Origin of the sequence: Mycolicibacterium stellerae (assembly GCF_003719305.1) — a bacterium.
In the GTDB taxonomy this organism is placed as follows: Bacteria; Actinomycetota; Actinomycetes; order Mycobacteriales; family Mycobacteriaceae; genus Mycobacterium; species Mycobacterium stellerae.
Map to the genome: position 1 here is coordinate 118,537 of NZ_RARC01000001.1, position 13,382 is coordinate 131,918.

The window sequence follows — 13,382 nt, forward strand, 5'->3', positions numbered from 1 at the left end:
TAGGCAACTCTTAAGTAACTGCCAAACTAACGCAGTAATTGAGGTTTGTGTCACACCTGTGGCGGGGGCGCCGGAACGACCCGCGCGCCCTGCACCGGACCGCTGGCCACCCGCACGGTGCGACAGACCCCTGCTCCGGCCAGCTGAGCCCCGATGTCGACGGCAGACGAGGACGAGGGGCATAGGAACGCACACGTCGGCCCCGAGCCGGACACGATCCCAGCCAGGGCGCCGGCCTCGACACCGGCCCGCAGCGTCCGGCGCAGGCTCGGGTGGAGGCTCAACGCCGCGGGCTGCAGGTCGTTTCCCAGCAGCGGTGCAAGGGCGACGGGGTCGCCGGAGGCCAGGGCGGTCAGCAGGGGTTCAGGATCCTCCAGCGGCGCCGGGAGGTTGCGGTCGTCGGCATCGCGAAGCCGATCGACCTCGGTGAACACCGCCGGGGTGGACAAGCCGCCCTCGGCGAAGGCGAGTACCCAGTGGAATGTGCTTCTGGCCAGCACGGTCGCCAGCTCCTCGCCGCGGCCCGTGCCAAGCGCCGTGCCGCCGTGCAGGGCGAACGGCACGTCGCTGCCCAGCTTGGCGGCCAGTGTGTGCAGGTCGCGGCGCGGCACGCCGAGCTCCCACAACGAGTTGATCGCGACCAGCACCGCCGCCGCGTCGGCGCTGCCGCCTGCCATACCCCCGGCGACTGGGATCGACTTCTCGATGGTGATCGAGACGTCGGGAACCCGGCCGACGTGCTCGGCCATCAGCTCGGCGGCCCGCCACGCGAGGTTGCGCTCATCGATGGGCAGCGATTCCGCGCCCTCCCCCGCCAGCTCCAGCGACAGCACGTCGGCGTTGCGGACGGTGACCTCGTCGAGCAGGGAAACAGCGTGAAAGACGGTCGTCAGCTCGTGGTAGCCGTCATCGCGGCGATCGCCGACGGCCAGATACAGGTTGACCTTGCCCGGTACCCGCACGGTGACCGACCCGGTGGGAACCCACTCCGATGCGGTACTGCCATTGGACACCGCACGACACTATCGCCGACAGGCAGGCGAGAAGTGCTCATGCGGTGATAAAGGCGGCCAGGAGGCTCGGCATAGTCTGGAAACGTGCTTCAGGTCGGCGCCGACTTCGCGGGCTATGTCATCGACGCGATACTCGGACGCGGTGGGTACGCCGCCGTGTACCGGGCACACCGGCCTGCCGACCCGAATCGCGTGGTGGCACTTAAGATTCTCGACGAGCACCATCGTGGCGAGGATCAAACTGCGCGGCTGCGACGGGAATTCGAGTTCGCACGTCAGCTTGACCATCCCCATGTCATCACCGTCTACGAGCAGGGTGTCGGCTGGCTGACCATGGAGGTGATCGGCGGGGGCACGTCAAGTGCACTGCCGGACAAGCAGACTCGACTCGCCGCCCTGAAGCAGATCGCCGATGCGCTGGACTACATACACCGCCGCGGAATCGTTCACTGCGACGTCAAGCCTTCCAATATCCTCGTGTCGCAGGATTTTCTACGGGCTGTGCTCATCGACTTCGGTGTGGCGTATGCGGTCTCGGAGACCCTTGGCTGGCATGCGACGCGCATCGAGGCCTCCCTGCCGTACACCGCGCCCGAGCTGCTGCGCGGCAGGCCACCATCGGCGCTCACCGATCAGTACGCGTTGGCATGCACGGCCGTCGAACTCCTACTGGGCAGACCGCCATACACCGGAGCGACATGGATGGAACTCGTCGACGCCCATCTCAACCGGCCCGCGCCGAGCTACTCACACAAGATCGCTTGGGTGCCACGCAGCTTCGACTCGGTCCTGCACAGGGCATTGGCGAAGATCCCGGACAGCCGGTACGACTCGTGCACGGAGCTGATCGAGCGCCTCAGTGACACGCTAGCTTAGCGAACTACGGCTATTCGGCCGGCTGGATCACTTTCTTGGCCTGGTGATCCCACACTCCCGAGCGCTCCAACAGCCTTACGAAGTCGGCGATGGAAAGCGTCTCACCCCGTCGCGACGGATCGATGCTGGCGGCCAGCAGCCGTTGTGCGGACTCGTTGCCGCCGCCCGCCCATTCGGCGAACGCGTTGCGAGAAGTCTTGCGGCGCTGAGCAAAAGCGATATCGATCAGCTTGAAGACCTGCTGGCGGAAACCGTCGTCGGTCGGCCATGGCGAGGTCTCATACCGGTCGATGCGCACCAGTCCCGAGTACACCCGCGGGATGGGCCAGAACACCGTCGGCGACACCATGCCGTGCCTGCGCACCTTGCCGTAGAACCTGATCTTGGCACTGGGCACGCCATAGTCCTTGCCGCCGGGCTCGGCAGCGAGCCGCTCGGCCACCTCGGCCTGCACCATCACCATCACGGTGCGGATCGACGGGAAGTCGGCGAGCAGATGAAGCAAGGCGGGAACCGCCACGTTGTAGGGCAGGTTCGCGACCAGCGCGGTCGGCTGCTCGGGCAGGTCGTCGGGCCGCAGATCGAGCACGTCGGAATTCAGCACCGTCAGCCGGTTGATCTCGCTGTGCGAGTGTTCGGCGACGGTGTGCGGCAGTTGACCGGCCAGCACCGGGTCGATCTCCACGGCGGTGACCTTGGCGCCGCGGTCAAGCAGCGCGAGCGTCAGCGAGCCGAGACCGGGTCCGACCTCCAAGACGTGGTCATGGCGGTTGATTCCGGATGCGGAAACCACACGGCGCACGGTATTTGCGTCGTGAACGAAATTCTGGCCGTAAGCCTTACGCGGCCTGAAATCCAACTCTTTGGCAAGGTGCCGAATTTCGGTACGGCCCAGCAATCTGATGGTCAGGACGCCCCCACTCTTCCGCTACATACGGGCCACGCACCCCAACCTTGACGGGCCCGGGTGACCTCAGCAATCGCGATCTGCTCTTCACGCGTTGCCAAATCTGCCCTCGCAGCATACCTCAGACCACCGTTTCGCTCCCAGGTATTTTGATCAAATTGGACACCACCGAAAAATCCGTTGCCCGTGTTGATCGCCCAGTTGCCGCCCGCCTCACATTGAGAGAGGGCGTCCCAAGCGTTGCCGTTGCTAACGGGAGGCACTTCCGTACCCGGCTTGGCACCCACCCGCAGCACCCCGTCAGTAGCCGGAGTGATGATGACATTAGCTACTGGCAGCCTGCCGGTCTCCACGCCGTTGACCTTGGCGATGGCAAATGTTACGTCCTGAACGCCCGGCGTTCCCGGGTTTTCCACGACTTGTCTGCTCATGTTCATCGTCGGGTCTTCGATGCGCGTGCTGTTCGGCGGCAACGGTACTCGTTGGGTGACCTTTTCGATCCGGACACGAGTGACCTGAACAGCCATTCCCTCGACGACGGGAGACGAGGCGGCAGGCACCACCGAGTCGCTCTGGTCGAGCGGGGCCCCTGCGGCGGCCAGCAGATCGGCAACGTTGGGGGCGGCTAGATGCACCATCCTCACGATTCCACCGTCGTTGATCTGCACGTTCTTGGCGCTCACCACCGGCAGCGACATGCCGCCCAGCGGTACGCGGCTGCCCCGAGAGGCCGCGGCGGGCGCCTTGTCGTCCATCGACAGCTGGTCCAGTGCCTCGTCGACGGTGGACGCGGTGGTCCAGACCTCGCGGCTGTTCTCGCCGTCCAGCGAGATCTGCAGCGGACGGCTGCGCCGCAGCACGATCGTGTCCGACTGATGCACGGCCTGATCGCCCGCGGGATAGAGATCGTCGCGGTCGCCGACGTCGTAGCCGTTCTCCGTGACGACGTCGATGACGCGCGATTTCATCGTCGCCACGGTCATCTGGGTGCCGTCGACGGTCAGTGTGAGGGTCTTGTGCGCCGCCACAGCGAAACCACCGGCGAAGGTCAGCGCCAGCAACGTGACGAAGACCAGCACCCGCAGGTGTGGCGAGCGCGACTCATGGAGTCTGTCTAATGCATTCAAATCAGTGCTTATCCCCGACTCGGGCCCCGGTCTGCTTCTGTGCCCCTGACATAGATCACAAGACGGTAACGAACTGCCCTAGCAACGGCAACTCGCCATCGTTCACGACGAGTTCACCGCGAAGCCGTACACCCGACCCGCGGTCGCCGAGGTCTCTTTGGCCACATCCGCGGCGGGCCGGTCGACGATATCGGCCAGCGCGCGCACGGTGTACGGCAGGCAGTACGGCTCGTTCGGCGCGCCCCGGTACGGATGCGGGGTGAGAAACGGCGCGTCGGTCTCCACCAACAGCTGCCCGGCCGGGATCACCGCCGCCGCCTCGTGCAGCGCGCGGGCGTTGCGGAAGCTGACGGTGCCCGACAGGCTCAGCACCCAGCCAGCGTCGACGCACGTCCGCGCCATCTCGGCGTCCGACGAGAAGCAGTGGAAGATCACCGTCGGGGGTGCGCCCTCGGCCCGCAGCACGTCGAGCACGTCGGCGTCGGCGTCGCGGTTGTGAATCATCAGCGGCTTGCCGGTCCGCTTGGCCAGGTCGATGTGCCAGGCGAAGGCGTCGCGCTGCTCCCCGGGTGACGCGCACCCGTCGAGCCGGCCCGGCCAATAGTTGTCCAGCCCGGTCTCACCGACCGCCACCACGCGGGGATGGCCGACCAGCCGCTCGATAACCGTCTTCGCCTCGTCGGTGAGCGCGTTGGCCCGCGTCGGGTGCAGCGCAACCGCCGCGTAGACGCGGGGGTCCCAGTCGGCGGCCTCGGTGACCCAGCGGGCCGAGTCAAGGTCGTCGGCGATGGTGACGACGGCCGTCACGCCGACGGCCGCGGCGCGGTCCACGATCGCACGCACGTCGTCACCATCCTTGGCGCCGCACGCGTCGAGGTGGGTGTGCGCGTCGACCAAGGGGCCCAACGGCTCGGGAGGCGGCGGCGCCGGACGGGAACTGCTCACCGCCACACCATAAGGTGGTGAGGAAATGACCACCGCCATCCCCGGCGCGAGGACGCGCACCACAGGGAATCCGTACTACATAACCACCGCGATCACGTATCCGAACGGTGCTCCGCACATCGGGCACGCCTACGAATACATCGCGACCGATGCGATCGCCCGCTTCAAGCGGCTCGACGGGTTCGACGTGCGGTATTTGACCGGCACCGACGAGCACGGTTTGAAGATGGCCGAAACCGCCGCAGCCGAGGGCGTTCCGACTGCCGAGCTGGCCCGCCGCAACTCCGATGTCTTCCAGCGGCTGCAGGAGAAGCTGAACATCTCCTTCGACCGCTTCATCCGCACGACCGATCCCGACCACATCGAAGCTTCCATCGACATCTGGAACCGGATGAACGCCTCCGGCGACATCTACCTGGACTCGTACAAAGGTTGGTACTCGATCCGCGACGAACGCTTCTTCACCGAGGGCGAGACGGCGGTCGGGCCCGACGGTGTGCGCGTGGCGAGCGAGACCGGTGCACCGGTGACGTGGACCGAGGAGCAGACCTATTTCTTCCGGCTGTCGGCCTACACCGACAGGCTGCTCGCGCACTACGAGGCCCACCCCGAGTTCATCGGCCCCGATGTCCGACGCAACGAGGTGGTCAGCTTCGTCTCCGGCGGGCTGCGCGACCTGTCGATCTCGCGCACGACGTTCGACTGGGGTGTGCCGGTCCCCGACCATCCTGATCACGTGATGTACGTGTGGGTCGACGCGCTGACCAACTACCTGACCGGCGTCGGCTTTCCCGACACGTCCTCGCAGCTGTTTGCGCGGTTCTGGCCCGCCGACCTGCACATGATCGGCAAGGACATCATCAGGTTCCACACCGTGTACTGGCCGGCGTTCCTGATGTCGGCGGGAATCGAATTGCCGCGAAGGGTTTTCGCGCACGGATTCGTGCTCAACCGCGGCGAGAAGATGTCCAAGTCGGTGGGCAACGTCGTCGACCCGGCGAACCTCGTCGACACGTTCGGCGTCGACCCGGTGCGCTACTTCTTCCTGCGCGAGGTGCCTTTCGGGCAGGACGGCAGCTACAGCGAGGACGCGATCATCACGCGGGTCAACGCCGACCTCGCCAACGAGTTGGGCAACCTGGCGCAGCGGTCGCTGTCGATGGTGGCCAAGAACCTCGACGGGATCGTGCCCTCGCCCGCAGAATTCTCCGACGACGACCGCGCACTGCTGGCCCGCGCTGGCGAGGAGTTGTTGTCGACGGTGCGGGCGCATTTCGATGTGCCCGCGATGCACCTCGCGCTTGAGGCCATCTGGTTGATGCTCGGCGAGGCCAACCGCTACTTCTCGGCCCAGGAGCCGTGGGTGCTGCGCAAGTCGGAGGCCGAGGCCGACCAGCAGCGGTTCCGCACCGTGCTCTACACGACGATGGAGGTTGTGCGCGTCGCCGCGCTGCTGGTGCAGCCGGTGATGCCCGATTCGGCCGCCAACCTGCTTGACCTGCTGGGCCAGCCAGAAGACCAGCGCACCTTCGCCGCGATCGGCACCCGGCTGGCGCCGGGGACCGCGCTGCCCGCCCCGGTCGGGGTGTTCCCGCGCTATCAGGCGGAGTGACTTTCGCTCGCGAGAGTGACACGCGTCACGTCTTGTCACGTCTCGCGGCTCGGCGGTGTCTTGAGGGCATCACCGAGAGAACAGGAGACATCATGACCGGCAAGCGCACACACGTCGTGGTCATCGGCGGTGGATATGCAGGCACGCTGGCGGCCAACCATCTGCGGTTGCGCAGTGACATCGACATCACGTTGGTCAACCCGCGGCCGAAGTTCGTCGAGCGGATCCGCCTGCACCAGCTCGTCGCGGGCACCGGTGAAGCGACCGCCGACTACGGCACACTTCTCGGAGAAGGAATCCAACTGGTCGTCGACAGCGCTAGCAGGATCAACACCGCCGCACAGACCGTGGAATTCGCATCCGGCCGCAAGCCGGTGCACTACGACTACGTCATCTACGCGGTCGGCAGCACAGGGGCCGTCCCGGCGTCCGTTCCTGGCGCGGCCGAATTCGCCTATCCGATAGCCGAATTGGAGCTGGCGCAACGGCTGCGCACCGCAATCGACGAGCTGCACCCCGATGCGCCGGTCACCGTGATCGGTGCGGGGCTCACCGGAATCGAGACGGCCTCAGAGCTTGCCGAGCAAGGTCGCAAGGTCACGCTGGTCTGCGGAGGTCAGCTGGCGCCGTCGCTGTCCGAGCCGGGCCGCCGATCGGTCGCCAAGTGGATGCGCAAGCACCGGGTTGCGGTGCTCGAGTCCGATGTGGTGGCAGAGGTCCGCCGCAATGCCGTGGTGTTCGCCGACGGCGCCGTGCGCCCGAGCGCGGTGACCATCTGGACCGCAGGCTTCGGCGTGCCGGAACTGGCCACCGCCAGCGGACTGCGCACCGACACGTTGGGCCGTCTGCTCACCGACGAGACACTGACCAGCGTCGACGATGACCGCATCGTGGCCGCAGGCGACTGCGCCGCGCCATCCGACCAGCCGCTGCGGATGAGCTGCCAGGCGGCCGGACCGCTGGCCACGCAGGCGGCGGACACCGTGTTGAGTCGCATTGCGGGCGAGGAGCCGGGAGTCATCAAGCCTAGGTTCGTCGGCACATGCACCAGCCTCGGCCGATACGGCGCGACGCTGCAGGTCTCCCGCGCTGACGACACCCCGTTGCGGCTCTACTTCAGCGGTCGACTGGCCGCAAAGGTGAAGGAAGCCGTCTGCAAGGGCACGCTTTGGGGCCTTCGCCAAGAGGCGAAGAAGCCGGGATCGAGTCCCGTCTTCAAGGGCGACAAGCGTTGCGTGCAGTCCGCTGCTGCGCCCCAGGTGGTCACGAACCCGTGACCACCTCGGGCCACGGCCAGCTCACCGGCTCGGGCGGCGATGAACACGCCCAGCGGTTCACGCTTCTGCGTCCGCTGCTGTTCACGATCGTCTACGAGATCCTCGGTTCGGCAACCGAATCCGACGACGTGCTGCAGGACAGTTATCTGAGGTGGGCGGAGGTCGACCTCGCGACGGTGCGGGACACCAAGTCGTATTTGGCGCAATTGGTGACCCGGCAGGCGCTCAACGCGTTACGGGCGGGCGCCCGCCGTCGCGAGGAGTACATCGGGCCGTGGCTACCAGAGCCACTGCTGCTCGACGAGCGCGATGCTTCCACCGATCTCGTTCTCGCCGAGTCGGTTTCGATGGCCATGCTGGTACTGCTCGAGTCGCTCACTCCCGACGAGCGGGCGGTGTTCGTTCTGCGCGAGGTGTTCGGGTTCGATTACGACGAAATTGCGAGCGCTGTAGGGAAATCCGTGACAAGCGTGCGTCAGGTCGCGCATCGCGCACGCGAGCACGTGCAGGCGCGGCGCAAGCGCTTCGAACCCGCCGACTCCGCGAGGACGGCTGAGCTGACCGAGCAGTTCATGGCGGCCGCGTCGACGGGCGATGTGGACGGCTTGATGACACTGCTGGCACCGGACGCCACGTGGACGGCCGACAGCAACGGTAAGGTGTCGGCCGCCCGCAGGCCTGTGATAGGGGCGCGCAAGGTTGCGAGCATTCTCGCCGCGCTGTTCCGGGTCGCGGCGGAGCGGATGCCGGACGTCCGGTTCGAGACGGCCGTCTACAACAGCTCACCGGCGTTCGTGGTCTACAACGGCGACCAGCTGGAGGGCGTGTTCCTCATCGAGATCACCGACGGTCTGATCAGTAACTTCTATGCGATGCGCAATCCGGACAAGCTGCTGGGGATTGCCATCCCGAGAGAGATCAGCCGCAACGTCTGACAAGCTGGGTCGGTGCGGATCGAGCGGCTCGGCGACCTCGGCAGCGCCCCCATGGTGTTGCGGGCGGTCGCGGCGGCGGCAGAGCGGCGCGGGATGGCGCCGCCTGCCGCACTGATCGGCGAATGGTTTCGCTGCGGGGCGGTCATCGCGCCGTCGGTGACGGTGGCCGCGGTCACCTATAGCGATTTCGGCGCGCTCGCCGATGCTCCGCGCACGCCAGCGCGCCGGAATCACCAGGACGACGGGTCGGTCGGGGGCGGCTGGTTCGGGTACCTGTCGTATCCCGATGCAAGCGCCGACGGACGACCGGCGCGTATCCCAGAAGCGGCTGGCGGCTGGTCCGACTGCGTGCTGCGCCAGGACAGCGACGGGCACTGGTGGTACGAAAGTCTTTCCGGTGCAAAGCTTTCCGGATGGATTGCCGAGGCACTACGAAACCCCTTGCCGCCGAATGATTTCGACATTACCTGGGGAGGGGCCGATCGCGACGCCCACCGCAGGGGCGTGCTGGACTGCCTTGAGGCGATCGCAGCGGGTGAGATCTACCAAGCCTGCGTGTGCACGCAGTTCGCCGGCCGACTCGACGGCGCTCCGATCGACTTCTTCGTCGACGCAGTCGAACGCACGTCGCCTGCGCGGGCGGCATTTCTGGCAGGCGAATGGGGTGCGGTGGCCTCGCTGTCGCCGGAGTTGTTCCTTCGACGGGCAGGCGATGTCGTGACGTCTAGTCCCATCAAGGGCACCCTGCCGCGGACTGCGGATCCCGCGGCGCTGCGCGCGTCGGTCAAGGATGTCGCGGAGAACATCATGATCGTCGACCTGGTCCGCAACGACCTGGGCCGCGTCGCGGTGACGGGCTCGGTCACCGTGCCCGAACTTCTCGCGGTGCGGCCCGCACCTGGTGTGTGGCATCTGGTGTCGACGGTGGCGGCGCGCGTGCCCACCGGGCTGCCGGTGGCCGCGCTGCTCGACGCCGCGTTCCCGCCGGCGTCCGTCACCGGCACCCCAAAGACCCGCGCGCGCGAACTGCTGATCGGCTGGGAACAGCATCGGCGCGGAGTATATTGCGGCACAGTCGGTTTGGCTTCGCCGGTCGCCGGATGTGAGCTGAATGTGGCGATCCGAACCGTGGAGTTCGGCGCCGACGGCTCGGCGGTGCTTGGCGTCGGCGGTGGCATCACCGCGGACTCCGACCCCGATCTCGAGTGGGACGAGTGCCTGCACAAGGCCGCTCCGATCGTCGGTGCTACGCGTAGCGCCGACAGCGCTCGACGAGGATCTCGGCCAGCAGTCCCGGCTCGCTGACCATCAGGTTGTGGCACGTGTCGACCGGAATGACGGTCTGCACACCACCCAGCGCCGCGATCGACCGGTGCTGGGCGGTCACGGAGAGCGCGCGGTCGCGCAGCGTGAGGATCCAGGTGCTTGGCACGTCGCGAGGCATGCCTGAGCGGTCGACCTTCTCTACGACGACGGCCGCCCCTTCTGCGTGGAACCGCTCCATGTTGAACGCGCGCTGCATGCGGTTCATACCGTTGCAGAACGCCCACGCTGCAAGGCTGTTGGGCAATGTGGCGACGCCGCCCTTTGCGATGTAGCGACGCGCGTACCAACCCAACGGGCCAGGAAGGGTATCGACCACCGCCGACCCGTCCGGCGGAACGAAAGCGGCGGCGAAGACCATCTCCCGCACGCGTGACGGTCCAAGTTTGGCCACTACGCCGGGAACGCTGATGCCCGCCATCGAGTGCCCGACGATGACGAAGTCGTCGATGCCTGCACCCTGGATGTCGGATACCGCAGAATCCACCCAGCTCTCGATGGTCGCTGTCCTGAGATCGCCCGGCTTGCCGCGCCGACCGGGGAGATCGACGGCCAGCACCGTGAGTCCCGGTGCCAGGCGGCGGATTTCGGCGACGGTCAGATCCCAGCAGTCACCGGCGTGCTGGCCGCCGTGGACGAGCACCAACGCGGGCAGTGCCATGGCGCCTCCGGGTCAGTCGCGCGAGCGCAGAACCGCATCGTAAAGCTCGCGCTTCGACGGCGCCCCTGGATTGGCGGCGACGACCTGGGCGCACGCGTCCTTCACCCGGGCGCCGTCGTCGACAAGCGCGTGCACCTCGGCCACCAGCGTCTCCAGATCGGCCTGCGGCTGCCCACCTTCCAGCACGACGGTGATCTCGCCGAGCACACCGTCGGCCGCCCACCCGGCGAGTTCGGCCAACGTCCCGCGCTTGATCTCTTCGTGGGTTTTGGTCAGCTCCCGGCACACCACGACACGACGCTGCGGGCCGAGCACCTCGACGGCGTCCTGCAGGCAGGCCGCCAGCCGCCGCGGGGATTCGAAGAACACCGCCGTGCGCGCCTCGGTGATCAGCCCGGTCAGCCACGTCTTGCGCGCCGACTGCTTGCGCGGCGGGAAGCCCTCGAAACAGAACCGGTCTGCGGGCAGCCCGGAGACCGCCAGCGCGGTCGTCACCGCCGACGGGCCGGGCAGGCAGCTCACCGTCAGCCCGGCCTCGACGCATGCCGAGACCAGTCGATAGCCGGGGTCGTTGATCACGGGCATGCCCGCGTCGCTGACCACAAGCACCGTCGCGCCGCTTCTGACGTCGTCGACGAGGGCCGGGACCCGCGTCGCCTCGTTCTGGTCGAACAGGCTGACGACCTTGCCCGCGATGCGGACGTCAAGCGCCTGCGCGAGCGCCCGGACCCGGCGGGTGTCTTCTGCGGCCACCACGTCGGCGCCGCCGAGCGCGCTGATCAGCCGTGCCGACGCGTCGGTGGGCAACCCCAGCGGGGTGGCGGCCAGCAGCAATCGTCCGGGGCTCATCCAGCACAGCCTACGATCGGTCCCGTGACCGCCACCGCCACCGAAGAGCCGTCGGCCGCGCGCTCGATCCCCGTGATCAGTCCGGGGCCGCTGATGCCGGTCGCCGACTTCGGGCCCGTCGACCGGCTGAACGGCTGGACGATGACCGCCGTCATCACAGCGCTTGCGGCGCTCACGCGGTTCCTCAACCTGAACTCGCCGACCGATGCGGGCACGCCGATCTTCGACGAGAAGCATTACGCGCCGCAGGCCTGGCAGATGCTGTTCAACCACGGCGTCGAGGACAACCCCGGCTACGGGCTGGTGGTCCACCCTCCTGTCGGCAAGCAGTTGATCGCGATAGGCGAGGCGATCTTCGGCTACAACGGGCTTGGCTGGCGGTTCACCGGCGCGGTGCTCGGCGTCATCGGGATCGCGCTGGTGGCGCGGATCGTGCGGCGGATTACCCGCTCGACGATGGTCGGCGCGATCGCGGGCCTGCTGCTCATCGCCGACGGGGTCAACTTCGTGGCGTCGCGCACGGCTCTGCTCGACGGCTTCCTGGCGTTCTTCGTGGTGGCGGCCTTCGGCGCGTTGATGGTCGACCGCGACGAGGTGCGCGAGCGCATGCACGTCGCACTGCTCGATGGCCGCATCGGCGAGACACCGTGGGGCCCGCGGCTTGGCGTGCGGTGGTGGCGCTTCGGTGCCGGTGTTCTGCTCGGGCTGGCGTGTGCCACCAAATGGTCCGGCCTGTACTTCATCGTGTTCTTCGGGTTGATGACGCTGGCGTTCGACGTCGCGGCCCGCAGGCAGTACCGGGTGCCGCGGCCGTGGGCGGGAACGCTGCGGCGTGACCTCGGCCCGACGGCGTATGCGTTGGCGCTGATTCCGTTCGGCGTATACCTGGCGTCGTATGCGCCGTGGTTCGCGTCGGAAACCGCGGTGAACCGCCACGAAGTCGGCCAGTCGATCGGTCCCGGCGGTTTCATGCCTGACGCCATCCGGTCGCTGTGGCACTACACCTACGGTGCGTACCGGTTTCACTCCGGATTGACCAACGCCGACGGCAACCACCACCCGTGGGAGTCCAAACCGTGGACGTGGCCGATGTCGCTGCGGCCCGTTCTCTATGCGATCGACCAGGAGAACGTGCCCGGATGCGGCGCGCAGTCGTGCGTGAAGGCCGTGATGCTGGTCGGCACGCCTGCGATGTGGTTCGTCGCGGTGCCCGTGCTCGGCTGGGCGTTGTGGCGGGCATTCGTCAAGAAGGACTGGCGATACGGCGCCGTCCTGGTTGGCTACGGCGCGGGTTTCCTGCCGTGGTTCGCCGACATCGACCGGCAGATGTACTTCTTCTACGCGGCGACGATGTCGCCGTTCCTTGTCATGGCGATCGCGCTGATCTGCGGCGACATACTGCATCAGCCGAACCAGAACGCCGAGCGAAGAACGCTTGGCCTGTTGGCCGTCAGTTGCTATGTGGCCCTTGTGATCACGAACTTCGCCTGGATGTATCCGATTCTCACGGGTGTACCGATCTCACAGTCGACGTGGAACCTGGAGATCTGGCTGCCCAGCTGGCGGTAATACCCTCGCCCGCGCGCTAGCGCCGATTTCTACACCACGGCAGCTGTTGGGGCGCATTTCTGCGGTATCCACAGCCGTGGAGTGGATTTGGGCTCTAGGGGATTAGAGGTGTCAGTTCCTCGGGAGACCATCGCGGCATGATGCCCTTCATCAGAGCGGCGCGCGCTGCGCTCGCGGTGATGGACGGCGGGGCATCCTCGCCAAACCAAACCAGGCTGCGCTTGATGGTGCTCGACGCCGGTCTGCCTCGGCCACAACGAGCATCATTCTCCGCGACAGCCTATGGGA

12 protein-coding genes are annotated in these 13,382 nt (G+C 67.0%); 6 read left to right on the forward strand and 6 right to left on the reverse strand.

Translation table 11 applies throughout. The annotated features are described in order from the left end of the window. Window positions 1–50 precede the first annotated feature (50 nt). Entirely contained in the window at window positions 51–1,013 is a 963-nt protein-coding gene (locus D6M19_RS00560) for a 4-(cytidine 5'-diphospho)-2-C-methyl-D-erythritol kinase (RefSeq protein ID WP_123023226.1), read from the reverse strand. A gap of 84 nt (window positions 1,014–1,097) precedes the next feature. Here D6M19_RS00560 and D6M19_RS00565 point away from each other — a divergent pair, with 84 nt between their 5' ends. After that, window positions 1,098–1,889: a serine/threonine-protein kinase gene (locus D6M19_RS00565; protein WP_123023227.1), complete on the forward strand. Its 792-nt coding sequence runs from the start codon at window positions 1,098–1,100 to the stop codon at window positions 1,887–1,889. A gap of 10 nt (window positions 1,890–1,899) precedes the next feature. Here D6M19_RS00565 and rsmA read toward each other — a convergent pair whose 3' ends face one another. The 3 genes from rsmA to D6M19_RS00580 form a co-directional block, all read right to left on the reverse strand. Further along, window positions 1,900–2,799 (reverse strand): 16S rRNA (adenine(1518)-N(6)/adenine(1519)-N(6))-dimethyltransferase RsmA, encoded by a 900-nt coding sequence (gene rsmA / locus D6M19_RS00570; protein WP_123023228.1) that lies wholly within the window; start codon window positions 2,797–2,799, stop codon window positions 1,900–1,902. Further along, on the reverse strand, window positions 2,796–3,923 hold the full coding sequence (locus tag D6M19_RS00575) for a resuscitation-promoting factor (protein WP_123023229.1): 1,128 nt from the start codon (window positions 3,921–3,923) through the stop codon (window positions 2,796–2,798). Before D6M19_RS00575 ends, rsmA begins: the two co-directional genes overlap by 4 nt. Before the next feature lie 102 nt (window positions 3,924–4,025). Continuing rightward, window positions 4,026–4,907 carry a TatD family hydrolase gene (locus tag D6M19_RS00580; protein ID WP_123023230.1) on the reverse strand — a complete coding sequence of 294 codons (882 nt, stop codon included), beginning with the start codon at window positions 4,905–4,907 and terminating at the stop codon, window positions 4,026–4,028. On the opposite strand from D6M19_RS00580, the gene metG reads away from it, so the two are divergent. The 4 genes from metG to D6M19_RS00600 all read left to right on the forward strand — a co-directional run bounded on the left by metG (window position 4,894) and on the right by D6M19_RS00600 (window position 9,997). Continuing rightward, window positions 4,894–6,480: a methionine--tRNA ligase gene (metG, locus tag D6M19_RS00585; protein WP_123023231.1), complete on the forward strand. Its 1,587-nt coding sequence runs from the start codon at window positions 4,894–4,896 to the stop codon at window positions 6,478–6,480. The genes D6M19_RS00580 and metG overlap by 14 nt on opposite strands. A 92-nt stretch (window positions 6,481–6,572) precedes the next feature. Beyond that, window positions 6,573–7,757 carry an NAD(P)/FAD-dependent oxidoreductase gene (locus D6M19_RS00590; RefSeq protein WP_123023232.1) on the forward strand — a complete coding sequence of 395 codons (1,185 nt, stop codon included), beginning with the start codon at window positions 6,573–6,575 and terminating at the stop codon, window positions 7,755–7,757. Beyond that, window positions 7,754–8,692, forward strand: coding sequence for an RNA polymerase sigma factor SigJ (gene sigJ, locus D6M19_RS00595; RefSeq protein ID WP_123023233.1), 939 nt, complete (start codon window positions 7,754–7,756; stop codon window positions 8,690–8,692). Before D6M19_RS00590 ends, sigJ begins: the two co-directional genes overlap by 4 nt. A gap of 12 nt (window positions 8,693–8,704) precedes the next feature. Continuing rightward, the gene (locus tag D6M19_RS00600; RefSeq protein ID WP_123023234.1) at window positions 8,705–9,997 is read left to right on the forward strand and encodes an aminodeoxychorismate synthase component I; all 1,293 of its coding nucleotides are present in this window, start codon (window positions 8,705–8,707) and stop codon (window positions 9,995–9,997) included. Here D6M19_RS00600 and D6M19_RS00605 read toward each other — a convergent pair. Both D6M19_RS00605 and rsmI read right to left on the reverse strand, forming a co-directional pair. After that, the gene (locus tag D6M19_RS00605; protein WP_123023235.1) at window positions 9,939–10,676 is read right to left on the reverse strand and encodes an alpha/beta fold hydrolase; all 738 of its coding nucleotides are present in this window, start codon (window positions 10,674–10,676) and stop codon (window positions 9,939–9,941) included. The two genes, D6M19_RS00600 and D6M19_RS00605, sit on opposite strands and share 59 nt — an antisense overlap. A gap of 12 nt (window positions 10,677–10,688) precedes the next feature. Further along, complete coding sequence (gene rsmI / locus D6M19_RS00610; protein ID WP_123023236.1) at window positions 10,689–11,525, reverse strand: 16S rRNA (cytidine(1402)-2'-O)-methyltransferase; 837 nt, start codon at window positions 11,523–11,525, stop codon at window positions 10,689–10,691. A 24-nt stretch (window positions 11,526–11,549) separates the two neighbouring features. On the opposite strand from rsmI, the gene D6M19_RS00615 reads away from it, so the two are divergent. Continuing rightward, window positions 11,550–13,094 (forward strand): dolichyl-phosphate-mannose--protein mannosyltransferase, encoded by a 1,545-nt coding sequence (locus D6M19_RS00615; RefSeq protein WP_206428409.1) that lies wholly within the window; start codon window positions 11,550–11,552, stop codon window positions 13,092–13,094. The last annotated feature ends 288 nt before the right edge of the window (window positions 13,095–13,382 follow it).